Source organism: Zhongshania sp., from assembly GCF_041584495.1.
GTDB lineage: Bacteria > Pseudomonadota > Gammaproteobacteria > Pseudomonadales > Spongiibacteraceae > Spongiibacter.
Genome location: NZ_JBFHDY010000052.1, coordinates 1 through 24,419 on the forward strand (window position 1 = coordinate 1; position 24,419 = coordinate 24,419).

The following is a 24,419-nucleotide window of genomic DNA, read 5'->3' on the forward strand; positions in this document are numbered from 1 at the left end:
GCCCGCGCCCTCGGTTTTCGGCAATCGACCGAATAAACTCGTCGCTGATAATGGTGATCTGTTGCGCCCCACCACACGCCGGTCTCCCTGCAGGCCGCAGACCTATCCACTCTAGCCGCCCAGTTTAATTATGACTGAGAAAACGGGGCATCAGAGGCCTTCACCAATCATCTTGACGCACATCCAATCGCGCGGGCATTTATAACCAGCCCTCAGGTAAATGCAACAAATCAGCGGCCTCATCAATATCATGAACTGTTTCCTGCTCCGCTAAACTCATGCCACATTCTGCTAAACGCTGCCGAGTCACGCTTGCTACCGTATCAGTACTCCACGCAATATCCGCAAACAAGTGCGGCGAAAAGCAGCGTAGACCGAGTAATGCATAACCACCATCAAAGGTCGGAATCATACAGCTATCGTGGCTAAGCAAAGCCTTGGCCACCCAATGCAAGCTTGCTGCAGTAATCGCAGGGCAATCACTACCAAGTAAAATAACGCCCTCAGCGCGTTGTAAGCCTTGCTCCGCAGCAGTGGCCATGCGTGTGCCCAAGTCACCAACAGGCTGATTTAACGCTTCAATCGAACTCGGCAGCTCAATAGCAGCCCACGCCGGTGTACCGACGTCTGGCGTCGCCCACAATTCGGCGGCAAGCCGATAATCATCGTTCACCTGAGTCAATGCTCGCTGACATTCTGCCAAGGTATTTTCCAGCATGCGCTTGGCGACTGCCGCAGCACCCGCCTCGCCCAAGGTAGGGATCAAACGGGTTTTGGCAAATCCTGCCCGCGGCGCTTTAGCAAATAATTGGAGTATTATTCGAGGTTTTGTTGCGGTCATGGTGACAAAAAATTATTCATACCGACTGGCCAACTGCTCAGCAGGTACGCCCCGCCAGTAGAGGTAACGCAGCCGCCACATCAATAAAATAGTGTGCCACACACCGCGCTCCTGCCAGCGCCGTCCCGAGGTTTCTACCTTGTTGCGCAAACACACCGGCGCCTCGCGCTCGCGCAACAAGCTCGACAGCGCAATATCTTCCATAAGCGGCTGATCAGGAAAACCACCCACTTCAATGAACGCGGCTTCTCTTACAAAAATGGCTTGATCGCCGGTAGCAATACCACTGAGCCGAGACCGCCAGTTCATAAACCAAGAGATCACTTTAAACATCTGCGCCTTACCGCGAATACGCACGTCAAAACGCCCCCACAGTCCAGACTCCAACACGGAAATAACGCGGTCAAATGCGTGTTTTGGTAGCAGGGTGTCGGCATGTAAAAACAAAAGATAGCCCCCAGATGCCAGCGACGCGCCGACATTCATTTGCCGCGCGCGCCCTCGCGGCCCCGCCACCAGCCGAAATCCACTTACCGCTATCAACGCCGCAGAGGCATCGCTGCTGCCACCATCAACAAAAATCACCTCGACCGCGTTTTGGCATTGACCACATTGCTCGATCAACTCGGTCAATAAGGCGGGTAAACCCGCCGCCTCATTGAGTACCGGAATAATGACCGACAGCACGGCATCCGAGTCGCACACACTCATGGCTAGTTACCTTATTTATTACCAAGGTCATTCAGGGCCCAATTGTAATCACTGTACTCTATAGCAAGCTTTCCGGAAATAAGTTGCGCCTTTTCAGCGTCGCTCAAGCCCAGCGCTTTGGCATACATGGCAAGGTATTCGCGCAGGGAGTTTGCACCTTGCCAGCCTTTACTGAAATCTTGTACATACCATTTAAAAATCGGTGATACGCGCAACACGCCCTTCGTCACACCATTGCGCTGCCTATCATTCAAAAAATTGCGGGTAACGGCGTCTAACTGAGCGCCCAAGGTCTCGCCTTTATACGCCCTGTTTAATAAAGCCGGGCAACCTATACTGGCGCAATTCACCGCAAAATGAATACGGGGTTCCCCGTAACGGCCCGTCCCGCGAATTAATTTATGCTCTATGTCGTCGAGGCTGCGGGTTTCACCCAGCAAAGGAATAAAGCTTTTTTGCCACGGCGAAGACCAAAAAAAGCCAATATCTTTTATCGAATCAAGTTTCGGGTAGCGCGACAAAATCAATTTTACCGTCCAGGCATTGTAGGCATTGATTAAAAATGCGAGCTGACTGTCATCAGACCAACTATCAAACACCCTTTTCTCCACCTTTGCCAACCGCGCCAAATACCCATCTAGTATCACTTCATTGCGCTGTATCGCCGCGTAATCGACCTGGCTATGCTGACCATTTGGCGCCATTTGCACATGATCTTGCAGCAATTGATGCCATTGACTGTGGGCAACGTCGGCGGCATAAAGTGGCGAGCACAACAGCAATAAGATTAAGCCGAGCTGCGTTAGTCTATGCATATTAATCTCCCCAATTAACCCCTGCGCCAACGATGAAACGCCACTAAATATTTATACGCCCATTCCGGAGCATGGGATTTTTGCCACTCCCCCGCCACGTATTTATTGGCTTCGGCCATGCTTGGATAGCTGTGAATGGTGCCCAAGATTTTTTTCAGACCTAAACCGTGCTTCATTGCCAACACATACTCAGCAAGCAATTCACCGGCCTGGGCACCCATAATACATACACCCAAGATCGTATCTTTGCCCGGCACGGTCAGCACTTTGATGAAACCCACGGCGTGACTGTCACAAATTGCGCGGTCCAAATCGTCTATTCCAAAACGACTCACTTCATAAGCAATACCCTGCTCGGTCGCCTCGGCCTCGCTCAAACCCACCCGCGCGACTTCGGGGTCGACATAAGTCACCCATGGGATCGCCGAGTAATCTGCCTTAAACTTTTTAAAGCCGCCAAATAAGCCATTCACCGCAGCGTACCAGGCTTGATGCGCGGCAACATGGGTAAACTGGTAGGGCCCAGCAACATCTCCTGCAGCGAGAATATTAGGGTAAATCGTTTCTAAATAGTCATTGGTTTTAACCGTGCGCGCAGTATCAACACCGAGGGTCTCGAGACCGTAGCCAGTTAGTCGCGCACTGCGACCGACCGCGCAAATCAAGGTATCAAAAACGATTGCCTCTTCTTCACCGTGGGCGTTGCGAACAATCAGTTGCTTAAGCCCGCCGGATTGTTCGCAGCGCAGCGCCTTTGTATTCGTCAGCACTATAACGCCATCGGCGCTAAGTGACTCAGTGACTGCCGATGCAACCTCTTCATCCTCGCGCATCATCACTCTAGGCAGCATTTCAACCTGGGTCACCGCGGAACCCAGCCGCGCGAAGGCCTGGGCCAATTCACAGCCAATTGGCCCACCGCCCAACACCACAAGGCGTCTTGGGGCTTCTGGCTGATCAGCCAACGCATCCCACAGTGTATCACTGGTCAAATAATCAACATCGTCCAAACCCGGTAATGGCGGCACGGCAGGCTGAGCGCCAGCGGCAATAATGATTGCCCGCGCGGTGAGGCGCTGACTGCCGCCACGGTTCAAGGTGATTTCTACCGTCCACGGGTCTAGCAGTTTGGCATAGCCCTCAATAACCTCGACACCTAAATCGGTGTAGCGAGCAATACTGTCATGGGGTTCGATCTGGGCAATGACCGCTTTTATACGCGCCATGACCTTCCTAAAGTCAAAGGTCGCCGCACTGCCGTCCAGGCCGTAGGCTTCGCCATGACGCTGTTGATTAAGCACCTTGGCTGCCTTAATTAGCGCTTTGCTGGGCACGCAGCCATAATTGAGGCAATCGCCCCCCATTTTATGGGCTTCAATCAGGGTGACCTTGGCTTTCACTGCCGCGCCAATATAGGCGCTCACCAACCCCGCCGCGCCACCACCGATAACAATCAAATTCCGGTCAAATTTGGCAGGTCGCCGCCAACCTGCGTAGACCCTGCGCGCCTTGATGACCGCTAATAGCCACTTGGCAATAAAGGGAAATATCCCAAGCAGTACAAAAGAGGCCAGTAGCGCGGGCGACAATATGCCCGACAAGCTATTTAACTCGCTGAGCTGACTGCCCGCGTTCACGAATATCACCGTGCCGGGCAACATGCCCAGCTGGCTTACCCAATAAAATTGACGGGTTTTTAAGGGCGTTAAGCCCATTAGCATATTAATAAGAAAGAACGGGAACACCGGCACCAAGCGTAAACTAAACAAATAGAACATACCGTCGCGCTCGACCCCAGCGTTAATGGTCTGCAAGCGCTCGCCAAAGCGGGCTTGAACACTGTCGCGCAAAATATAGCGCGTCATTAAAAAGGCCAAGGTCGCGCCAATACTGGAGGCAAACGAGACAATCAGCAGCCCCCACCCCAAGCCAAAGCTGGCTCCCACCAGCAGCGTCATCACCGCCGCGCCGGGCAGCGACAATGCGGCAATCGCGACATAGACAACAAACATGATCGCCGCCAGCAGTAATGGCTGTTCAGCGCGCCAGACCAATACCTCGTCCTGGAGTGCACGCGCGCCCACCAAGGAAAAATAGTGGTCGAGATCGGCGATGAAAAAGCCAGCAATGGCAATTACCACGACCACAAGTAACAGTAATTTTTTCTTCATTTTATTGCCGTCCCATAATTTTGCCGTTTAAGCTGTTGGCTATGACGCAGATCATCGTAAATACTCGTCGTTTCTTCTTATCGAGGCCCATGCCTCTGCCCCGCCATCTTACGCCCAAATGGCTAAATCATCCGGATACGCAGTCCCCAGTCTCTAGATCAGTCCGGCGTTGTAATACGCTAAAACTAAGTACCTCAGCCACATACCTAAGACGTCTAACTCGAAATTCGAAGTGGAGTTCACGCTAAGCCGCAGTGCACTCCCGACCTAGGTACCGCAGGAGACAACATACGCCGATTAAGAATTCAGGGGCAATCTTCAAAACCGGCCACCCCAATGACCTAGCTCCTGGGCTTTGCTCTGCGGACACAAATCTATATCATTATGTTGATCAGGCCCAAATTTACGTCACAGACACATAATAATAGCAACACGACAACACCAGCACTGTCGATCACAATGGATTGTAATACATGGAAGTAGTAGCGCGACTAACAAAGCCTTTTATTGAATTGTGGCTGCCCAATACACCTAGACAATCTAATTACCAGAAATCCTCTAACCGTTTTGTTATTAGTGTATTGCTGAGTAGCTTTGCTTACACCTGCGCACTCATCATAAGCATTCACTTACTACTGCCGCTCGAGCCACAGGAGAAAAGCTTAATCACTGCTCTCTCGAGTATTCTCGGTAGCGGCATATTACTCGCGCTACTGACCATTCGCTTTGGCGGCCAACGAATTGCCGCGCTCAATATATTCATTGCCACCCTCAGTGCAGGGTTGGCCTTAGTTAGCATGCAAACTGGTGGCGTTCAGTCGCCAATTAACCCCTGCGTTATTGCCATACCGGCCCTAGCAACCCTTAGCATTGGCGCCGTAGCCGGTGCAATTTGGAGTCTTATCGTAGCCACTGCAGCCGCGCTCTTATTCCTTGCTGCAAATCACGGCTATACTTTTACCAATATTATTTCCCCAGAAAATATGGCAATAGCCGAATTTTCAAGTTTATTAACGGCTGCCTCGTTGACTCTATTTACTATCATCTATTTTGAAATTTCATCTAGAAAACTTAACAAACTATTTAACGCCGAACACCATAAATTTATTACACTAGCACACCGCGACAGCCTTACTGGCCTGGCCAATCGCCGTCATTTTATAAGTGAAATCGAGACGGCAATCGCCAATGCTAGCATCCATAAAGGCACATTCTGTGTGTTGTATTTTGATTTAAACAATTTCAAAAGGATAAACGACAACCTCGGCCATCACAGCGGCGACCAAGTGCTATTGGAATTCGCTTTGCGACTGCGCAAGCTCAATCGCAGCAGCGATCTTATTGCCCGTCTCGGCGGCGATGAATTCTGCATTATTCTACCCGGTCTCAATGGCGCCGAAGCAATTAGGCAAAAAATACATCACTATTCGCAAACGCTCAACGCTCCGCTGCTATTAGACAACACCCCCTATCAGATATCGGCGAGTATTGGCTATGCATGCTATCCTGAGCATGGCACTGACTATGAAACGCTACTTCAGGTCGCAGACCAAAAAATGTATCAGGTCAAGCGTGGTCAAAACACCGACACTAGGAATACATCGCGCTCTAAAGCCGAATAGTGGCATAGCAAACCCATCGACAGGGCTAAGGTAGCGACAACACGCATTTTTTATTATGATGGTCGTTACGCTACGTAACACCTAAGATTTTTTGGTGTAGTGTTCAATGGAATGCCCACTATACGTATCTACCTTGAGAAAACTCGAGATGCAAAAAATCCAAGGCTTTTTCCGCGACTACCTTATTGAACCGTGGCTACCGCAAACTCCTGATATAAGTAATTACCAACGGCACCGCAATCGCTTTGCTGTTAGTGTGCTGTGGGCGACGCTTCTATACGTTGTCGCCGTTGTTCTAATAAGCCAGGGCTTTGACATTGAAATTGAAAGTCGGCAGCTACTCACCCTGTTTTCACTAACAGCCATATTAGGTATCGTCAGCGCGCTGTTCACGCTTCGCTTTACTGGCCGCCAAATCTTGGCGTTAAATACTTTTATTACCACCCTAAGTTTGGGGTTATTGTATATCGTGTTGAATACCGGCGGCATCTACTCACCAATGGTTCCCTGCGCCATCATTATGCCCGCACTCGCCACCCTCAGTATTGGCGCACGTGCAGGTATAACTTGGAGTTTTATCATTTTTGTTTTTAGCACTGCTTTTTACATTGCAGCTAAGGCTGGGATAGTTTTTGCAAATGCAATTGCCCCGGAAACTGAAATGTTAGCGGAATTTGTCGGCATTTTTACGGCCACCGCGTTTATTATTTTTATTACTATGTACTACGACATTTCGACTCGCAGATTGCGTAAACTCTTTGAAAATGAACACAGTAAATACATACACTTAGCGCACCATGACAGCCTTACAGGACTCGCTAATCGGCGTCATTTCATCAATGAAATAGAACGAGCTATTTTCGACGCAGACATAAACAACACATCGTTCTGCGTGCTGTATTTTGACTTGAACGAGTTTAAAAACATTAATGACACGCTGGGCCATCACTGTGGCGACATAATCTTAATGGAGTTTGCCAAACGTTTACGCGCGCAAAGCAGAGCTAGCGATATTATTGCCCGTCTGGGGGGTGACGAATTCAGCATGTTATTGCCGGGACTCGGCGATAGCAAGGTGATTAAAACAAAGATTTTATCTTACTCAGAAGCCTTAGCGAAGCCACTCCCACTAGAAAACATCACCTACCAAATATCGGCCAGCATTGGTTACGCAATTTACCCAAAGCATGGCACAGATTTCGAGAGTTTACTCAAGGTTGCCGATCACAAGATGTACAGCGTAAAGCGCAGCAATAACAGTAGCGCTGCCTATTCAAGCGAACAGCCACCCTAGCAACGCAGCGCTCCAGACCAAATCGCACCCGGCCGCGCACGCCCAACGATGTAGCGCACGCAATATTGGCATCACTTATTGATGGCGCGCAGCATCCACGCTGTTTTCTCGTGTATACGCATACGATCAGATACCAATGCGGCCGTCGACTCGTCATCGCCCTGCTGAGCCACTTTTAGCGCAGTTCTACAGGTCTTTACCACCTGCTCATGGCCAAGGGTCAACGTATCTACCATATCCTCGGCGGACGGTACGCCATCAACTTCTTCTATTGAACTTAAACGCGCAAACTCCTTGTAAGTGCCCGGTGCCGCCACATCTAAAGTACGAATACGCTCGGCAATGTCATCCACGGCCACGGCCAATTCGGTGTAATGCTCTTCAAACATGAGGTGGAGATCACGGAAGCGGGGGCCGGTCACATTCCAATGAAAATTGTGAGTTTGCAGGTACAAGGTGTAGGAATCAGCCAATAGCGCTTTAAGGCTCCCGGCAATTTCTTCACGATTCGCTTCGCTAATTCCAATATCGATGTTTTTCATGATATGTGCTCCTGTTATAGTGTAAGTCTTGCTGTCAGACTAGCAAAAGCGTATGCATATCTAAAATTTTAAATTACCATAGATACGATAGCTGCTTACTATGATAGCTTTTGATGGGCAAGGTTCCCTGGATGCAGCTGATACTTTTTAACCAAGCAAAACAATAGGCCAAGCAATGCCATCACAGCCCTATTTACGCGCCGCCAAACTAAGCCTTTTACTCATCTTAACACTGGGTGTCCTCAGCGCTTGCACTACCCAAGCCAAACCTGAAGCGCCCATGGCTGAAGGTTTTAAGAGCTGCGAAACGCCTCGTCCGCAAATGTGCACCCGCGAATACCGACCTGTGTGCGGCCACATCGACACAGACATTCGCTGCATTAACACCCCCTGCCCATCGCAGCGCCACCAAACTTACGGCAATGCCTGTAGTGCCTGCGCAGAGGACAAGGTCATGGGCTACGAACAAGGTGATTGTGCGAGTTACGGAAAATAAAAAAGGCCCGCTAATGCAATAGTGGGCCTTTTCGTCACAGCAGTTCGATTTATTCAAAAGTTAACGTTCTATGATCGCCGTCACGCCCTGACCGCCAGCCGCGCAGATCGAAATCAAGCCACGCCCGCTGCCCTTTTCTTCAAGCATTTTTGCTAAGCTAGCAACAATACGACCACCGGTTGCCGCAAAGGGATGTCCCGCCGCCAGTGAGCTACCGTTCACATTCAGTTTACTGCGGTCAATACTACCAAGCGCGCGATCCAGCCCAAGCTTATTTTTACAGAAAGACTCATCTTCCCAAGCTTTCATAGTGGCCAGTACCTGTGCAGCAAAGGCTTCATGAATTTCGTAGTAGTCAAAATCCTGCAAGTTCAATCCCACTTTGGCCAACATCCGCGGCACTGCGTAAGCCGGCGCTAACAACAAACCTTCTTTCTCACCGGCCCCGTCTTTGCCAAAAAAATCCACCGCAGCGGTCTCGACAAAGTTCAAGTAAGCACGCACAGGTAAATTATGTGCTCTGGCCCATTCTTCACTCGCCAATAATACCACTGAAGCGCCATCGGTTAAGGTAGACGAATTACCTGCCGTTAACGTGCCCTGACCACTTTCTTTATCAAAAGCCGGCTTTAAGCCCGCGAGTTTTTCTGCAGTGGTGTCTGGGCGCAGAATATTGTCCTTGTTCACGCCATTGAAAGGCGTAATAAGGTCATTAAAGAAACCACGATCATAGGCAGCCGCTAAATTCTGGTGGCTCAAAGCCGCCAATTCATCTTGCTGATCACGAGGAATCTGCCACGCTTTGGCAGTGATCTCAGTGTGATCACCCATCGACAAGCGCGTGCGCGGCTCGGCATTAGCCGGAATCAAAACTCCAACATCCTTCGGACGCAACTGTAAAAAGGGCTTAACACGATCGCCAAAGGAGCGCGCTTTATTTACTTGGAGCAAAATTTTGCGCAGCCCCTCACTAACGCCAATGGGCGCATCAGAAGTCGTATCAACACCACCGGCAATGCCGGCGTCAATCTGGCCAAGGGCGATTTTATTCGCGACCAAATTAATAGCCTGCAAGCCAGTACCACAGGCCTGCTGAATATCAAAACACGGTGTATTGGCGTGCAGCGACGTGCCCAACACTGATTCCCGGGTTAAGTTAAAGTCTCTGCTGTGTTTCATTACTGCGCCGGCGGCCACTTCGCCCAAGCATTCGCCCTGCAAATTATAGCGCTGCACCAAACCTTCAATCGCCGCCGTGAGCATTGCCTGATTGCTGACGCCAAAATAAGCGGTATTGGAGCGGGTAAAAGGAAGTCGGTTACCACCGATAATAGCAACGCGCTTAATAGCCTGTGTCATATCTGGACCTCAGTGTTTTATGTAGCAATATTGGATATACCCCAAAGTGCGCGCAGTGTAACAAGCTTGATTCCCGCGGCATTGGCTGAAGCGACGGCGCCCGAGCGCGCCGCTGTCAATCCTGTTGCCTTGCTGAGCCGTTACAATGCCCCTCAACAGCATTAATCTGCTTGCGGTTGCCGAGCCTCGGCCTCGGCAAAGTAAACCGAATTTAGACTATCGCCCTCCGGGGCAGCGGAGCACACGGTATGAGCGACAAAATCGAACATCTGATCAATTCCAGCGCCGGCAAAAAAATCATGGGCGCCCTCGGCGTAACCGTGCCCACCGAGTTATTACGCTACCACACTGAGCAGCGCAGCTTTTTCTCTGGCGCCCTACTCTTGGGTGCAGGCAACAACGCCCAGTTGATCGATGCCATCCTCCGCAATCTGCAAAACAGCGACGCGAGCCTTACCCTCACTACCGAGTGCGTAGCCCAAGCCAGCACCGCCGTTGAAACCGCCGTCGCTGAACGCTATCAAGCGCTGGTTTTTGACGGCAGCGGCCTCACCGACGGCCTGCAACTGATACAAGCCTACCGTTTTTTTAAGGCCAATATTCGCAAATTACGGCCCAGCGGTCGCATTGTTATTCTTGGTCGCCCGCATCTGGATTGCGACACCCCGGAGGCGGCTGCCACCCAGCGCGCCTTGGAAGGTTTGAGTCGCTCACTGGCCAAGGAAGTGGGCAGCAAGGGTGCAACCGCCCAGCTAATTACTGTTGCTGAGGGCGCCGAAGCCAATCTCGACAGCAGCCTGCGCTTTATCCTTTCACCCAAATCTGCTTACATCAGTGGCCAGGTCATCAAAGTACGCAGCGCAGCAGTCAATAAAACCGCCGATTGGCACAAGCCATTGGCAGGGAAAATCGCCTTGGTTACCGGCGCCTCGCGCGGTATAGGTGCAGCCATTGCCGAAACCCTCGCGCGCGACGGCGCCACTGTTGTCGGCGTAGACGTTGTACAAATGGAAAGCGAATTGGCGAAAGTGATGAGTCACCTCAATGGTCAGCCCGTGATTGCCGACATTACCAGCCGTGACGCCCCCGCAAAAATCGCCGCCGCCCTCATAAAGGCAGGCGGTGCCGACATTGTCGTACACAATGCCGGTGTTACCCGCGACAAAACTATTGCCAATATGTCGGAACAGTTCTGGCAAATGACTTTAGACATTAACCTCGCGGCCGCCCAACGCATTACCAACGAGCTCCTCAGCAGTGGCGCGCTAAACGACGGTGGTAGCATCATTGGCGTGTCATCAATGAACGGCATTGGTGGCCAGCGCGGCCAAACCAATTACGCCGCATCGAAAGCCGGTGTTATTGGCTATGTTGATTTTATGGCCAAATCAGACGAGCTCGCTGCCCGCAACATTACAGTAAATGCCGTGGCACCTGGCTTCATCGAAACCGCGATGACTGCCGCTATACCCCTGTTTACCCGTATGTTTGGCCGCCGTCTGAACTCACTTTCCCAGGGAGGCTTACCGGTCGACGTCGCTGAAACCATCGCCTTCTTTGGCAATCCAGCTTCGCGTGGCATTAGTGGCAATACCGTGCGGGTTTGCGGCCAATCCTGGTTTGGTGCCTAAAACTTTACAATTTAAATGCATTACAGCCAAAGCTCTGTAACGGCGTCCGATGCAGGGCGTTCAACTCAAGCGAGCCCGCCCTGCGGAGAAATTCATTCAAGTACGTCTTGGTCGAATTATGTGCGACCTTCAGCGGCGCTTACGGGATCAAGACGAACTCGCGCCGTTGTTTGCTGAGACACTGCGTAAAGCCAACATTGCCCTGCGCCAAGAGCGCAATAGCAAGGTCAAACTCTATAGTGAGCACGCGCCCGAAGTGGAATGTATTGCTCGGCGCAGCGGGCCACAACTTCCGCTTGCTGTTGAAGTGGTTCAGAAAGCTTTTTTGGTTCTGAATTTATTGACGTTTATCTGCTCAAGGCTACGCAATAGTGTGAGCTGGGCGCGACATGAAATCACTGTTTTGAACCAGAGTGCACCCCCCATGATATTCTCAATGAGTATCATGGGGTGACGTCACCTTGATGGACTGTAAAACGGGCGACTGATATAGGAAATGTATTTAATCGTCGCTCCTGCACAGGCAGGCGTCCATCTTAGCAACGGAGTGCAGACCTGAGTTTGAACGCGGCACCGGCCTACGCAGGTATAACTCGGCGTGGGTTTCGAGGGCTTAAATAGCAGCGCTCCTTACCCACGCATAACAGGCGTTGCGTACCGTCTCCCATCAAGCGTTTCGCGCCCGCCCTCACGTCTTAGGCAGGGTCACACCAGTTTGACCCTGATACTTACCACCGCGATCCTTGTAACTCACTTCGCAGATTTCGTCTGACTCAAAAAACAGCATCTGCGCCACACCTTCATTGGCGTAAATTTTTGCGGGCAAGGTGGTGGTATTAGAGAATTCCAACGTCACATGACCTTCCCACTCGGGCTCTAACGGGGTCACGTTAACAATGATGCCGCAACGCGCATAGGTCGACTTACCTAAACACATAGTCAGTACACTGCGGGGAATTCGAAAATATTCCACGGTGCGAGCCAATGCAAACGAATTAGGGGGAATAATACAGTAGTCGGCCGTGATATCGACAAAGCTCTTCTCATCAAAGGCTTTGGGGTCGACGGTTGCCGAGTAAATATTGGTAAAAACCTTAAACTCATTCGCGCAACGCACATCGTAGCCATAGCTAGAAGTGCCATAAGAAATAATCTTAGAACCGCCCTGAGCCCGCACTTGGCTCGGCTCAAAAGGTTCAATCATGCCCTCTTTTTCGGCCATGCGGCGAATCCATTTATCCGACTTGATACTCATTGCGTCCCCTTAACCTTATAAGCCGCTGCTTAACAAAAATGAATTAATCGTCACTGATAGAAATATTTGGAAAGGCATGATTTTGCACCCGCTGACGCGCGGCTAACTCAGCCGTCATACCAATGGCCACACTGCGATATAAGGCCGCGGCATCACCAGCTGGGTCTGCCACCATCACCGGTTTGCCACAATCGGCTTGGCTGCGAATCTGCATAGACAACGGCAGCGAACCCAGCATGGGCACTTGATAGTTACTGGCCATCCGCGCGCCGCCACCCTCGCCAAACACGTGCTCGTGATGGCCGCACTCACTACAGATATGCACTGCCATATTTTCAACAATGCCCAACACGGGAATCGAGACTTTGCGGAACATTTCAATGCCTTTTTTAGCGTCGAGCAGGGCAATATCCTGCGGCGTGGTAACCACAATTGCGCCCGACACCGGCACCTTTTGCGATAAAGTCAGTTGAATATCGCCGGTGCCCGGCGGCATATCAATAATGAGGTAATCCAAATCCTGCCAATAAGTCTGATTCAATAACTGCTGCAGTGCGCCGGTTGCCATCGGCCCGCGCCATACCATCGGCGTGTCTTCAGTGACCAAATAGCCCATCGACATCGACTGCACGCCGTGCGCTTCAATCGGCAACAAATAATGCGTACCGTAGGGCTTGGGACGCACCCCGTCAGCCACGCCCAGCATCATCTGCACGCTGGGGCCGTAAATATCGGCATCCAACAAACCAACCCGCGCGCCTTCCGCCACCAGCGCCAAGGCCAAATTCACGGCCGTGGTCGACTTACCCACCCCACCTTTCCCGGAGGCTACTGCAATAATATTACGGACATTTTCCATGCCTTTCATATTTTGTTGCGCGGCGTAGGCTGCAATTTTCCAGGTCACCCGCACCGCTGCGGCGGCAACGCCGTCGAGTGCCTCCACCGCGGCACGGAGCACTTGCTCATAAGATTGCTGCGCGCTGCGCGCGGCAAAGCCAAGCTCCACAACCGCATCTACGCGATCACCCTTCACCGCAAGAAAATGAATATCGGCAAATTGTGCCAGTGGCGCGGATAAGCCCGGCAAAACCACGGCCATTAATGTGTCGCGAACTTGAGATTCCAATTCTGTCGCCATTTCCCGCCTCTACTCAAATAAACCTTTTAATCAGCCGGCGAGTATACGCGGCGGACAAGCATCGAACAACGCCACAGCAGATGCACCGGGGGACCAAAAACGCTATAGTATGGCGCCTCGGAATCCACCCGCGCCGTCAGCAGCACCCGCTGTCGTCGCCCTATTTGCAATAAGGACACTCATGTCGCGCCAGATTCTCGTTACCAGCGCTCTGCCCTATGCCAACGGCCCACTCCACCTCGGCCACTTACTGGAATCTATCCAGACCGATATTTGGGTGCGTTTTCAAAAACAGCGTGGCAATGACTGCATCTATTTGTGCGCCGACGATGCCCACGGCACCGCCATTATGCTCACGGCTGAAAAACTCGGCATTACGCCTGAGGAGCAAATTGCCCGGGTAAAAGCCGAGCACGAACGGGATTTGGCCGGATTTTTAATCCGCTTCGACAACTACCACTCCACCCATTCCCCAGAGTGCAAACACTACTCGGAAGAAATTTATCGCCGCCTCGACGCCAATGGCCATATAGAGCGCAAGGACGTAACCCAGCTTTTTGACCCAGAGAAAAACCTATTCCTCGCCGATCGCTACATCAAGGGCACCTGCCCTAAGTGCAAGGCCGACGATCAATACGGAGACAACTGCGAAGCCTGCGGCGCCACCTACACCCCAGCAGAGCTGATTAATCCCCGCTCGGCCATCTCCGGCGCCACGCCAATTGAAAAAAGTTCTACCCACTTTTTCTTCAAGCTTGGCGACTTTGAAAACCTGCTACGCCAGTGGACCAACAGCGACGCCCTGCAGCCACAAATCGCCAATAAACTACGCGAGTGGTTAGATGCAGGCCTGCACAGCTGGGACATCTCTCGTGATGCGCCCTACTTCGGCTTTGAAATTCCCGGCGCCCCCGGAAAATTCTTTTATGTTTGGCTAGACGCCCCCATTGGCTATATGGCCAGTTGCGCCAACTGGTGCGAGGCCAATGGCCGCGACTTTAATGAATTTTGGGGGGCGGATTCTAAGGCAGAGCTCTACCACTTCATTGGCAAAGACATTATCAACTTCCACGGTTTGTTCTGGCCTGCGATGCTCGACTCAGCGGGTTTCCGCCAGCCCACGGCTATTTACGCCCATGGCTTCTTAACCGTTAACGGCAAGAAAATGTCGAAATCTCGCGGCACCTTTATTAAGGCCGAGACCTATCTGGAACACTTACCCGCCGAATACCTGCGCTATTACTTTGCGGCTAAATTATCCGGTGCGGTAGACGACATCGACTTAAACCTCGAAGATTTTATTAACCGAGTCAATTCCGACCTCGTTGGTAAACTGGTTAATATAGCCAGCCGCAGCGCCAAATTCGTGCACAAGGGCAACGCTGGCAAACTGGCTAGCAAACAGCACAACGCCGAACTATGGAACCGGGTCACCGGTGCCAGCGATGCGATTGCCGAACTTTACGAGCAGCGCGAATACAGCAAAGCCGTGCGCGAAATCATGGCGCTGGCCGATGCCACCAATGAATACTTTGATTCCTGCGAACCGTGGAAGCTGGCAAAAAACGAAGACACCGCGGGCCAAGCCGCCGACGTTGCCTCCCAATGCATCGATATATTCCGCGTGCTAATGACCTATCTCACCCCAGTACTCCCAGAACTTGCCGTGCAAGCCGAAGCCTTCTTAAACTGCAAGCTAACATGGCAGGGCGAATTCAGCCCCCTGCAAGACCACGCCATTGCCCCCTTCAAGGCAATGATGAACCGCGTTGACGCCGACAAAGTAGCGGCCATGGTCGCTGCCAGCGGCGACAACAGCACCGCCGCAGCGCCAGTAAAAACCAAAGTAAAAAAGGCAGCGAAAGACAAAGACACGGGTATCGCAGACACAATAGCCTACCCCGATTTTGCTAAAATCGACCTGCGAGTGGCCGAGATCATCGCGGCCCAAGCAGTCGAGGGTGCCGACAAATTATTGCGCCTCACCCTAAGTCTTGGCGAATACGGCGAGCGCCAAGTCTTTGCGGGCATTAAAACCGCTTACACTGCCGAGCAATTGGTGGGTAAACTCACGGTGATGGTGGCCAACCTCGAAGCCCGTAAAATGCGCTTTGGTCTATCCCAAGGCATGGTATTGGCCGCAGGCCCTGGCGATCAGGAAATTTGGCTGCTCAGCCCCGACAGTGGCGCCAAAGCCGGCATGAAAATCCAGTAAATTCAAGCTGCTGCGCACGGCCAGCCGTGCGCTAGGGTTACAGCATTTTAAATTGAACGCTTGATCGAAATAAACTAAGATCCGAGCCATGAGTGTCTAGCCAGCGTATTTTGCTGGTCACTGCGCACCAATACTCAGCGCGGTGTCAACACAGAACTAAACGAGGCTACAATTGTGTTAGCAGACTATTCAATACTGTTAATCGGCGCCATTCTGGTTAACAACTTTGTACTGGTGCAGTTTTTGGGCCTGTGTCCGTTTATGGGCGTTTCCAATAAACTGGAGACCGCCATTGGCATGTCCAGTGCAACTACCTTTGTACTGACCCTCGCCTCGATTTGCAGCTGGCTGACCTATGAGTGGCTACTGGTTCCTCTCGGTCTCGAATACCTACGCACCATTACCTTCATCTTGGTCATTGCCGTTGTCGTGCAGTTCACCGAAATGGTGGTGCGTAAATCTAGCCCTATGCTCTACAAGGTGCTCGGTGTATTCCTGCCGCTGATCACCACCAACTGCGCGGTGCTCGGCGTTGCCCTGCTTAATATAAACAAAGATCACAGTTTTGTTGAGTCAGCGCTTTATGGCTTTGGTGCCGCCGCAGGCTTTTCTATGGTCTTGGTATTATTTGCCGCCATGCGTGAGCGCATCACCGCCGCCGATGTGCCCCAACCCTTTAAAGGCCCTGCCGTTGGTATGATTACCGCCGGACTCATGTCACTGGCCTTTATGGGCTTCGCCGGTTTGGTATAACGATGATTGAATTAATTGCCCAAAACCCGTTTATCGCATCCCTGCTGGCACTGGTCAGCCTCGGCGTGGTGTTCGGCGCCCTGCTCGGTTTTGCTGCAGTAAAATTTAAAACCGAGGGCGACCCAATCGCCGACCAAGTTGAGGCATTGCTGCCCCAAACCCAGTGCGGCCAGTGTGGCTACCCGGGCTGCCGCCCTTACGCCCAAGCCATTGCCGACGGCGACGACATTAACAAATGCCCACCCGGCGGCGAAGCCACTATTGCCGCACTTGCCGATTTATTGGGTGTAGAAGCCAAACCCCTAGACGCGGTAGAAGAGTCCGTGCCCTCGGTGGCCTATATTCGCGAGGACGAATGCATCGGCTGCACCAAATGTATTCAAGCCTGCCCCGTCGACGCCATTTTGGGCTCGGCGAAACACATGCACACCGTCATCGCCAGTGAATGCACCGGCTGCGATCTTTGCGTTGAACCCTGCCCTGTTGACTGTATAGAAATGCGCCCCATTGAAACCAACTTGCAAACCTGGGCCTGGGACAAACCCAAGCCGCCAGAAGACCTGATCGCCACCGACCGCAGCGGGGCCAGCGCATGAGCCAGCCAACAAGAAAGGTGTGGGATATTCACGGCGGTATTCACCCCGCCGAAAACAAACAGCAATCTCTGCAATCGCCCATTAAAGCGGCCGGCATACCCCCGCAATTAATACTGCCGCTGGCTCAGCACATTGGCGCCCCTGCCAGTCCGATCATTAGCGTCGGCGACCGCGTTTTAAAAGGCCAAATGATTGCCGAGGCCAAGGGCTTTGTCAGTGCGCCGGTGCACGCACCCACCTCCGGCACCGTATCTGCGATTGAGTCGCGTTTAATCCCTCACCCCTCTGGCATGAGCGGTGCCTGTATTGTGATCGACACCGACGGCCAAGACGAGTGGGCTAAGCATAGTGGCGTCGAAGATTTTCGCAGCTTAAGCAAAATGGATTTAATTGACCGCATTCGCCAAGCCGGTATTGCCGGCATGGGCGGCGCGGGCTTTCCCGCCGCAGTAAAACTCAGTACCCGCGACGACAAACCCATTGAGACCTTAATTCTCAACGGCACCGAGTGTGAACCCTATATTACTGCCGACGATATTTTAATGCGCGAGCGCGCCGCCGAAATTATTGCCGGCGCCGACATTCTTCGCCATTTAATCAAGCCCAGCAAAGCAACCCTGATCGGCGTTGAAGACAATAAACCCGAAGGTATTGCCGCGCTGCAAAAAGCCGCGCAAGGCACGGGCATCGAAATTGTGCCCTTCCCCACCAAATACCCCTCTGGTGGCGAAAAACAATTAATTCAAATATTAACGGGTAAAGAAGTACCCGCTGGCGGCCTGCCCGCTGATATCGGCATTGCCTGCCAAAACATCGGCACCGCCACCGCTATTTACCGCGCCATATGCTTAGGTGAGCCGCTCATCTCACGCATTACCACTGTTACCGGTGAAGCCTGCAGCCAGCCCCGCAATTACGAAGTATTACTCGGCACGCCAGTGCAATTTCTGCTGGACCAAAGCGGCTTCAAAAAGGACAACTGCATTCGCTTGGTCATGGGCGGCCCCATGATGGGCTATACCCTGCAAGACACCGCAGTACCCATCGTGAAGACCAGCAACTGCGTACTCGCGCCCACGGTGGCCGAACTGCCGCCACCACCGCCAGCACAGGCCTGTATCCGCTGCGGCATGTGCGCCGAGGCCTGCCCAGTATCGCTGTTGCCCCAGCAAATGTACTGGTTTTCCCGCGCGCAGGAACACGAAAAACTTGAAGACCACAAACTTTTCGACTGCATAGAGTGCGGCGCCTGTTCCTATGTGTGCCCCAGCAATATTCCATTGGTGCAATACTACCGCGCATCAAAAGCCGAGATTCGCCAAGCCCAACAAGACAAAATTAAAGCCGAGCGCTCCAAGGAACGTTTTGAAGCCCGCACCGCCAGACTCGAACAAGAAGAGGCCGAAAAAGAAGCCAAACGCGCAGCGCGGCTGCAGGCAGCAAAAGACAAAGCCGCTGCCGTTGTGAGCAACCCCGACAGCAGCAAAGCTGATCTTATTCAAGCGGCCATTGAGCGCAGCAAGGCTAAAAAGACCAATGCTGCCGACCCCGCCCACGACGCCATTGCTCGCGCACAGGCCAAACGCGACGGCAAAGTTGAGGAAGAACCCCCCGCTGCTAAAACTGAGCGCCTACAATTACTCATTGCCAGCGCGGAGCGCAGACTCACCAGCGCCCGTGAAAAGCTCGCCCTAGCCAGAGAACAGGGTGGCGAAAATGTCGAGGCCTTTGCTACTGCGGTAATCAAAACCGAAGACAAGCTTAGCGCCTTGCAACAAGAACTCGCAGAGCACCAAACCAGCTCGACGGGTGCGCCCGCCGACACCGGCGCCACCGATCCCGCGCAAGCCGCCATTGCCCGCGCGATGGCCAAACGCGCCGGTGCCAGCGCCGGCGAAAGCGACGAAGACAAAACCCAACGTCTGCAAAACCTAGTCGCCACCACCGAAAAACGCCTCGCCGCCGCCCAGCAAAAGCTGAGTATTGCCCAAGAGCAAAACGACGCCAATGTCGCCGCCTTTGCCACTGGTGCGGAGAAAACCCAAAGCAAACTCGACAGCGCAAAACAAGAATTGGCAGAACACCTTGCCAAAGTTTCGGCAAAGACCATCACCAAAGAAGCCGCATCAGCAGAGCAAGCGAGCAGCGACGATCCAGTGCAGGCCGCCATAGAACGCGCCAAAGCCGCGCGCGCCGCGCAGGCTGATATGAGCGAAGACGACAAGCTCAAGCAAAGCATTGCGTCTTTAGAAAACCGCATCGCTCGCACGCAAGAAAAACTTAGCGCCGCCCAAGAAAGCGGCGACGACAAGGCCGAGATTCTCGCCGACTCAATCGCGAAGCTACAAGACAAACTGGCCAGCGCAAAACAGCAGTTGGGCTAACCTTTTATACAGAGCACAAAGCAGATTATGGGATTTTTAAAAGTCAGTTCACCCCACGCTCACGGGCCGATGAGCACCGCCAGCGTCATGCGCCTTGTGCTTATGGCAACCCTGCCCGGCATACTGGCACTGACCTGGTTCTTTGGCTTTGGCACCATCGTCAACGTACTGTGGGCCAGTATTACCGCCTTAGCGTTTGAAGCCTTGGCGCTGCGCTGGCGCAAGCGCCCTATTGGCTTTTATCTCAATGATTACAGCGCCCTTGTCACCGCCTTTTTGCTTGGCATAGCCCTGCCACCTGCCGCGCCATTTTGGCTGATTATGATCGGTACTGGCTTCGCTATTTTAATCTGCAAACAACTCTATGGCGGCATGGGCTACAACCCCTTCAATCCCGCCATGGCGGCCTACGTCATGCTGCTGATTTCCTTCCCCGTGGAAATGACTACATGGATGGCCCCCAAGGGCAGTTTTGCCGGTGACCTACTCGGCCCCATCGAGGCCCTGCGTTACTGCTTTGGTTTTGGTCGCGAAGCCATTGACGCGATTACCATGGCCACGCCGCTGGATGTGCTCAAACAAAATAACGCATTACTGGTCGACGATCTCTGGTCCCAGTCAGCCCAATTCGGCCAAATTGCGGGCAAAGGCTGGGAATGGGCAAACGCCGGTTTTTTACTGGGTGGCGCCTACTTAATATACCGCCGCATTTTTACCTGGCACGCGCCACTGAGCATGCTCGCCGCCTTAACGCTTATGTCATTATTCTTCTATGACGACGGCAGTTCTGCCTCTGGCGGCTCGCCGTTCTTTCACTTGTTCAGCGGCGCGACCATGCTCGGTGCCTTCTTTATTGTCACTGACCCCGTCACCTCGGCGGTGTCCAATCGCGGCCGCCTGATTTATGGCGCCTTGATCGGCCTGTTAATTTATATTATCCGGGTCTGGGGCAATTACCCCGACGCAGTGGCCTTCGCCGTGCTATTAATGAATTTTGCGGCACCCTTTATTGACCACTTCACTCAACCCCGCACTTATGGACACAACACCGGAGCCGACAAATGAACATTCTCGGCCAATCCATTAGTAAAAACAGTTTACTCCTCGGCCTATTTGCGGTGCTCACCACGGCTGTTATTGCGGGCACTTACCTGTCAACGCGGGGCTTGATTCAAGAAAATATTCGCCACGCCGAAGAACGTGCCTTACTGCAAATCATTCCTAAATCCCGGCACGACAACGCTATGATCGACGATGCCGACACCGTCGCCGACAGCGAATTATTGGGCCTGCGCGAAACCAAGAAATTTTATCGCGCCACCCAGAATGGCGCGTTTGTCGGCGCTATTTTGCCCGCTACCGCCCGCGACGGTTATACCGGCGATATCGATATGATCGTTGGCATCAATGGCGACGGCAGCATTGCTGGCGTACGAGTTTTATCCCACAGAGAAACCCCTGGCCTTGGCGATCAGGTAGACTATAAAAAGAGCCACTGGGTAGACGGCTTTATCGGCAAGAGCCTGAACAACCCAGACCAAAGCAAATGGGCCGTTAAAAAAGACAAGGGCGTGTTTGACCAATTTACGGGGGCAACCATCACCCCCCGCGCCGTGACTGCCGCAGTAAACCGGGCCCTACTTTACTTTGAAGCCAATCGCACGACGATTACGGGCCGCGAGTCCGATCAGGAGCACAGCCATGAGTGACATTAGCTATCGTGACATTTCCCTAAATGGCCTGTGGAAAAATAACCCCGCCCTCGTTCAGTTACTCGGATTATGCCCTCTGCTCGCCGTGACTGGCTCAGTGATTAACGCACTGGGCATGGGCTTAGCGACCATGCTGGTACTCACGATATCCAATACCTGCGTATCGATGATTCGCAGCTTTGCCTCAGACGCCATTCGCCTACCCGCCTTTGTCATGATTATTGCGGCTGCTGTAACCTGCATCGAATTATTAATGCAGGCCTTCGCCTATGAGCTATTTCAAATCCTGGGTATTTTCCTGCCGCTGATTACCACCAACTGCGTCATTCTTGGCCGTGCCGACGCCTTTGCCTGTAAGAACAAAGTGCTACCCGCCATGTACGACGGCTTTATTATGGGCGTCGGCTTTGGCGTAATATTGATGTTGCTCGGCGCAGTGCGCGAAGTGATTGGTACCGGCGCGATATTCGCCAATATGGACTTACTCTTTGGCGAGGGCGCCAAGGCGTGGAAGATTGTCTTGGTTGATGATTACACTGCCGTACTAGTGGCAATTCTACCGCCCGGCGCGTTTATCTTTACGGGCATGATTATCGCCCTGAAAAACATCATTGACGATGGCATTAAAAAGCGTGAAGCCGCAAAATCGGCGAATGCGACACCCACCAACCGTCGAGTTCGGGTGACGGGCAATATCAGCTAAGCCTTAGGGGTGGCGTGATAACAGCGCCACCCGATACCACAACGCTATTCTACTTCGGCATCAAATTCCGCTTCCATCGTCGCATCGCTGCGGTATTGAAGCTGCAATCCCTTTAAGAAATTGCGCAAAATTTGATCCTTGCAATCCCGATAATGCTTGTGATCGGTTTTGCGAAAAAACGCACTCAGCTCATGCTTGCTGATAATCACGTCCGCTAACGCCAAAATTGCCATTACATCCTCGGCCTTGAGGTTAAGGGCAATTTTTAGCTTCATAAAAATCATATTATTGCTTAAACGCTTTTCGTTCTCTGGCTTTGGACCTTCGCGCTTACCACGTTTATCGCTAATCAAACCGTTGAGAAATGCCGCAAGATGCAGATCACTGAGGGCTTGATAAGTCGGGTCGCCTTCGCGCTTCAACCAATCACTCACCTCTTCTCGACTCACCAAATGATCTGCCAAACCAAAAACCGATATCATTTTTGCGTCATTAAAATCCAGGATGTAGCGCACTCGGCGCAGAACATCATTATTATCCATGCTTACTTCCCATTTGATTAAACGCTAAGGCCACAAATTCATCGCTCTCGGGCCATTATGCCATACTTGCCTCACCAAGAGGCTGTGAACCCATTAAAGCACAGCACTGCGCCCAAAATTTTAGAGCACACTCGACCGCAACATATCGAAACTGTCCAATATTCGCGCGACTAAATGGTCTTTTGGCCGAAAGCTACCCTGACTATTCGCATTAAAATCTTGCTGCAGGTGATTTAACATTTTCAATAATCGGCGTCGATGCATGCCCATCATCGCTTGCAAAGGATCGGTGACCACCCCCGAAAACGCGGCAAACGACGCCAAGGTAGCCAAGACACCAGCAAATATGCCCAGACTTAGCACCACACTTGGCTCCGGTGGAAACAGACTGTAATACCACTGCCCGAGGGTGTCACCTAACCAAAATTGCTGGATTGCCAACTCCCTCGCCGCCAGCGATGCCAGCAGCGCCGCGACACCTATACCACCGGGGGTAAACTTTTGAAAAGCGAACGCACCAAGCACCGTGCAAGACAAGCTATTGGCAATATCGGCCGAGGCCGTGCGGGTATATTGATATTGCTGCAAGGCATCAGTCAAAAGAGGTTCAATCAGTTGGCTAAACCCTTGCTCCGCTAAGGGCTGCTGATTATGCTGACGATAGACATCATGTAGCGCGGCAAGTATATGTGCTTCTAAAGCATTATCTTGGCCTGCACGATTCAGCAATTCACGCTTAATTAAATCGCTAATTTGAGCTTGGACCTTGGTATTAAGGCCCGCTGGAATCGCGTCGAGCACACGACACAAACCGCTTAGGCTATTCGACTTCACCAAGCTGTATTTTAACAAGGCAAGCACGCCGTATAACGGCGCCCAAAACAAATTCAGCGGTGCTCGCAGCATATCCCAGCCTAGAGCAACACCGTTTAAGGCTATGGCGCCGGGGTAGTGAAAATGACGATCAATAAAAGCCGGTACCGCTGCCCGACAGTCATCAAAATAGCGCGCCGCCGCAGCATTAATTGCGCGTTCAACATCAGATTTAAGCTCTGCATTTACATCATCAGCAATACGCAACGCGCTATCAACTTCAGAAAATTCGCTCACGGCACTCGCTCTTCATAACGCACCATCAAGTGTTCACCCAAAATAGCCCCAGGCACTTCCTCAATCCACGCCTCCCCAACGCAAGCGACTACTTAGATTTGTGCGATTTGGTCGGCTTCGTCGCTTTTGGTGGACGAGAACCACGGGGCGCCCGTTTTGCGTTATTGGCCTCTTGCTCCGCTAACTCACTCTCGCTGGGATTGCGTGAACCCTGCTTAAAGCGTCGCTTACGCTCCGCAGCGTCTGCCGCTTTTTTCGCTTGCGCTTCGGCAATAATAATTTCCTCAGCCACCACCATGTCTGGCGTTTCCAAGCTTATTCGGCCCACGGTACCCGCACGCAGCTCATTGATCAGCAATTCACAAATTTTATGCAGATTAATACGGCCGCCCGCGCTTAAAGCACCTCGCCGCAAGGCCGCCACTTCCAAAAAGGCCAACTCGGTATCCGGAATACTCTCAAGCTGAAAGCGCTCTTTGAGCAGTTCTGGGTAGGCCTTAATCAAGTAATCCGCCGCGTAAAAACC

22 protein-coding genes and 1 pseudogene are annotated in these 24,419 nt (G+C 52.3%); 12 read left to right on the forward strand and 11 right to left on the reverse strand.

Annotation, left to right across the window (positions count from 1 at the left end; translation table 11 throughout):
* Positions 1 to 199 precede the first annotated feature (199 nt).
* Genes ABYP33_RS10145 through ABYP33_RS10160 form a run of 4 tightly spaced genes read right to left on the reverse strand, consistent with a single transcriptional unit; the run spans position 200 to position 4,538 of the window.
* Positions 200 to 841 carry a TIGR04282 family arsenosugar biosynthesis glycosyltransferase gene (locus tag ABYP33_RS10145; RefSeq protein WP_373090745.1) on the reverse strand — a complete coding sequence of 214 codons (642 nt, stop codon included), beginning with the start codon at positions 839 to 841 and terminating at the stop codon, positions 200 to 202.
* 12 nt (positions 842 to 853) lie between these two features.
* On the reverse strand, positions 854 to 1,552 hold the full coding sequence (locus tag ABYP33_RS10150; protein ID WP_373090746.1) for a TIGR04283 family arsenosugar biosynthesis glycosyltransferase: 699 nt from the start codon (positions 1,550 to 1,552) through the stop codon (positions 854 to 856).
* Positions 1,553 to 1,563: 11 nt separating this feature from the next.
* Entirely contained in the window at positions 1,564 to 2,367 is an 804-nt protein-coding gene (locus tag ABYP33_RS10155; RefSeq protein WP_373090747.1) for a DUF547 domain-containing protein, read from the reverse strand.
* 14 nt (positions 2,368 to 2,381) lie between these two features.
* Positions 2,382 to 4,538 (reverse strand): FAD-dependent oxidoreductase, encoded by a 2,157-nt coding sequence (locus tag ABYP33_RS10160; RefSeq protein WP_373090748.1) that lies wholly within the window; start codon positions 4,536 to 4,538, stop codon positions 2,382 to 2,384.
* Positions 4,539 to 5,011: 473 nt separating this feature from the next.
* On the opposite strand from ABYP33_RS10160, the gene ABYP33_RS10165 reads away from it, so the two are divergent.
* Together ABYP33_RS10165 and ABYP33_RS10170 are read left to right on the forward strand one after the other, a co-directional pair.
* Positions 5,012 to 6,160, forward strand: coding sequence for a diguanylate cyclase domain-containing protein (locus ABYP33_RS10165; protein WP_373090749.1), 1,149 nt, complete (start codon positions 5,012 to 5,014; stop codon positions 6,158 to 6,160).
* A gap of 148 nt (positions 6,161 to 6,308) precedes the next feature.
* On the forward strand, positions 6,309 to 7,454 hold the full coding sequence (locus tag ABYP33_RS10170) for a diguanylate cyclase domain-containing protein (RefSeq protein ID WP_373090750.1): 1,146 nt from the start codon (positions 6,309 to 6,311) through the stop codon (positions 7,452 to 7,454).
* 71 nt (positions 7,455 to 7,525) lie between these two features.
* On the opposite strand, the gene ABYP33_RS10175 is transcribed toward ABYP33_RS10170, so the two are convergent.
* Positions 7,526 to 7,996: a Dps family protein gene (locus ABYP33_RS10175; RefSeq protein WP_373090751.1), complete on the reverse strand. Its 471-nt coding sequence runs from the start codon at positions 7,994 to 7,996 to the stop codon at positions 7,526 to 7,528.
* A gap of 175 nt (positions 7,997 to 8,171) precedes the next feature.
* Between ABYP33_RS10175 and ABYP33_RS10180 the strand changes: the two genes are divergently transcribed.
* A complete protein-coding gene (locus tag ABYP33_RS10180) occupies positions 8,172 to 8,492 on the forward strand; it encodes a hypothetical protein (RefSeq protein ID WP_373090752.1) in 321 nt (106 codons plus the stop codon).
* A gap of 60 nt (positions 8,493 to 8,552) precedes the next feature.
* Here ABYP33_RS10180 and ABYP33_RS10185 read toward each other — a convergent pair whose 3' ends face one another.
* Positions 8,553 to 9,851, reverse strand: a complete 1,299-nt coding sequence (locus ABYP33_RS10185; RefSeq protein WP_373090753.1) for an acetyl-CoA C-acetyltransferase — start codon at positions 9,849 to 9,851, stop codon at positions 8,553 to 8,555.
* A 248-nt stretch (positions 9,852 to 10,099) separates the two neighbouring features.
* On the opposite strand from ABYP33_RS10185, the gene ABYP33_RS10190 reads away from it, so the two are divergent.
* Both ABYP33_RS10190 and ABYP33_RS10195 read left to right on the forward strand, forming a co-directional pair.
* Positions 10,100 to 11,482, forward strand: a complete 1,383-nt coding sequence (locus ABYP33_RS10190; RefSeq protein ID WP_373090754.1) for a 3-oxoacyl-ACP reductase — start codon at positions 10,100 to 10,102, stop codon at positions 11,480 to 11,482.
* A 49-nt stretch (positions 11,483 to 11,531) separates the two neighbouring features.
* Positions 11,532 to 11,936 (forward strand): hypothetical protein, encoded by a 405-nt coding sequence (locus ABYP33_RS10195; protein WP_373090755.1) that lies wholly within the window; start codon positions 11,532 to 11,534, stop codon positions 11,934 to 11,936.
* Between the two features lie 234 nt (positions 11,937 to 12,170).
* Here ABYP33_RS10195 and dcd read toward each other — a convergent pair whose 3' ends face one another.
* Together dcd and apbC are read right to left on the reverse strand one after the other, a co-directional pair.
* Complete coding sequence (dcd, locus tag ABYP33_RS10200) at positions 12,171 to 12,737, reverse strand: dCTP deaminase (RefSeq protein WP_373090756.1); 567 nt, start codon at positions 12,735 to 12,737, stop codon at positions 12,171 to 12,173.
* A gap of 43 nt (positions 12,738 to 12,780) precedes the next feature.
* Positions 12,781 to 13,878 carry an iron-sulfur cluster carrier protein ApbC gene (gene apbC, locus ABYP33_RS10205; protein WP_373090757.1) on the reverse strand — a complete coding sequence of 366 codons (1,098 nt, stop codon included), beginning with the start codon at positions 13,876 to 13,878 and terminating at the stop codon, positions 12,781 to 12,783.
* A 181-nt stretch (positions 13,879 to 14,059) separates the two neighbouring features.
* On the opposite strand from apbC, the gene metG reads away from it, so the two are divergent.
* The 7 genes from metG (at position 14,060) to ABYP33_RS10240 (ending at position 22,241) form a co-directional block, all read left to right on the forward strand.
* A complete protein-coding gene (gene metG, locus ABYP33_RS10210) occupies positions 14,060 to 16,093 on the forward strand; it encodes a methionine--tRNA ligase (RefSeq protein WP_373090758.1) in 2,034 nt (677 codons plus the stop codon).
* 174 nt (positions 16,094 to 16,267) lie between these two features.
* The gene (gene rsxA, locus ABYP33_RS10215) at positions 16,268 to 16,846 is read left to right on the forward strand and encodes an electron transport complex subunit RsxA (RefSeq protein WP_008246465.1); all 579 of its coding nucleotides are present in this window, start codon (positions 16,268 to 16,270) and stop codon (positions 16,844 to 16,846) included.
* Positions 16,847 to 16,848: 2 nt separating this feature from the next.
* Positions 16,849 to 17,442, forward strand: a complete 594-nt coding sequence (gene rsxB, locus ABYP33_RS10220; RefSeq protein ID WP_373090759.1) for an electron transport complex subunit RsxB — start codon at positions 16,849 to 16,851, stop codon at positions 17,440 to 17,442.
* Complete coding sequence (gene rsxC / locus ABYP33_RS10225) at positions 17,439 to 19,826, forward strand: electron transport complex subunit RsxC (protein ID WP_373090760.1); 2,388 nt, start codon at positions 17,439 to 17,441, stop codon at positions 19,824 to 19,826. The genes rsxB and rsxC overlap by 4 nt, the downstream gene beginning before the upstream one ends.
* Before the next feature lie 27 nt (positions 19,827 to 19,853).
* Complete coding sequence (gene rsxD, locus ABYP33_RS10230; RefSeq protein ID WP_373090761.1) at positions 19,854 to 20,891, forward strand: electron transport complex subunit RsxD; 1,038 nt, start codon at positions 19,854 to 19,856, stop codon at positions 20,889 to 20,891.
* A gap of 2 nt (positions 20,892 to 20,893) precedes the next feature.
* Positions 20,894 to 21,535 (forward strand): electron transport complex subunit RsxG, encoded by a 642-nt coding sequence (gene rsxG, locus ABYP33_RS10235; RefSeq protein WP_373090766.1) that lies wholly within the window; start codon positions 20,894 to 20,896, stop codon positions 21,533 to 21,535.
* Positions 21,528 to 22,241: an electron transport complex subunit E gene (locus ABYP33_RS10240; RefSeq protein ID WP_373090762.1), complete on the forward strand. Its 714-nt coding sequence runs from the start codon at positions 21,528 to 21,530 to the stop codon at positions 22,239 to 22,241. The genes rsxG and ABYP33_RS10240 overlap by 8 nt, the downstream gene beginning before the upstream one ends.
* Before the next feature lie 44 nt (positions 22,242 to 22,285).
* Here the strand turns inward: ABYP33_RS10240 and ABYP33_RS10245 are convergent, their stop codons facing one another.
* The 3 genes and pseudogenes from ABYP33_RS10245 to ABYP33_RS10255 form a co-directional block, all read right to left on the reverse strand.
* Positions 22,286 to 22,783, reverse strand: a complete 498-nt coding sequence (locus tag ABYP33_RS10245; protein WP_373090763.1) for a DUF1456 family protein — start codon at positions 22,781 to 22,783, stop codon at positions 22,286 to 22,288.
* A 120-nt stretch (positions 22,784 to 22,903) separates the two neighbouring features.
* Complete coding sequence (locus ABYP33_RS10250; RefSeq protein WP_373090764.1) at positions 22,904 to 23,893, reverse strand: DUF6635 family protein; 990 nt, start codon at positions 23,891 to 23,893, stop codon at positions 22,904 to 22,906.
* Between the two features lie 88 nt (positions 23,894 to 23,981).
* Positions 23,982 to 24,419: pseudogene (locus ABYP33_RS10255) on the reverse strand (ribosome biogenesis GTPase YlqF); the annotation flags it as partial.